Raw genomic sequence first — 972 nt, 5'->3', positions numbered from 1 at the left:
CGCCGATGTGAATGCAACGCACAGGATCGTCGAGAAGCTCGGTCGACTGGCGCATATTCTCCAGCCATCGCCAGCTTTCCTTTTCCTCAATCGGTACGCGCGTGGGATTGATATGGCGCTTGAGCTCCGAAGCCCCCTTGAACCGCTTTCTCGTCCAGAACTTCACCGCCGCCAGGCCAAGTGGCAATCCATCGCCAGTAACAGCAAGACTCGAATGCATCAGGATGCCGCATTGCGTGAGCGGTCGTCGCGGGCCCATGCCGTTCTTCCCTGTGCGCAGGCTCGTCTTGCCCGTGTAGCCGATGAGTGCGGAACGCTCGCGCTGGTACGAGAATGCGGTCGTGTCCTGCAGGATAAGCACTGGTCCATCGGTGGCCTTCAAACGTTCGGCGCTGGCCTGGAAATGCCCGCTCAGGATATCGTGTTCGCTGACGCGGTCGGTGAAGTAACGCTTACGCGGAATCAGCGTTCGGTTTCACATGCGGATACCCAGTTTGCCAAGCACCTTCATTGGATCGGCAATCGCCGGGAAGCTTCCGATATCCCAACACCTTCAGTCAACGCCAGCTTGACCGCTTGGTCGTGAAGCTCCTTCCTATAGGCCGCCTTTGGAATTCGATTCATCCATGTTCTCGATTTTACGAAACGTTGGCTACCATTTTTTCCGGCCGGCCACAATCTGGCTCCGCTATGCCGATGGCTCCGCACCACTTCCCGTCGCTACCTGTTAGCGCCGATGTAAAAATGACCCACCGGGGGTGCTGACAAAATCCTGGACTACCAGGAGGTAGTCCGTGTACTCGTACGAAGACCGCATTCAAGCAGTTCGGCTGTATCTGAAGTTGGGTGCGGATTTCGGCGAACGTGACCGCCGATTTCGGGAACGTGACCGATTCGGCGGGGTTGGGCGTTGCGCGGTGTCGATTGTAGATTTCCTTGTCAGTTCTGGTCGAGTTCCGGCTCCAGGACGTT

The 972-nt window shown here is 57.3% G+C and carries 1 pseudogene; it reads right to left on the bottom strand.

Annotated elements, in window-relative coordinates:
• Positions 1-361, bottom strand: a pseudogene (locus ACLFKU_RS43630) (IS4 family transposase); the annotation flags it as partial.
• Between the last annotated feature and the right edge of the window lie 611 nt (positions 362-972).

The sequence above is a fragment of the Paraburkholderia sp. EG304 genome (assembly GCF_046543485.1).
Lineage (GTDB): Bacteria > Pseudomonadota > Gammaproteobacteria > Burkholderiales > Burkholderiaceae > Paraburkholderia > Paraburkholderia youngii.
Note: the sequence above shows the minus strand (reverse complement) of the source record. Positions and strands in the feature narration are given on the sequence as shown.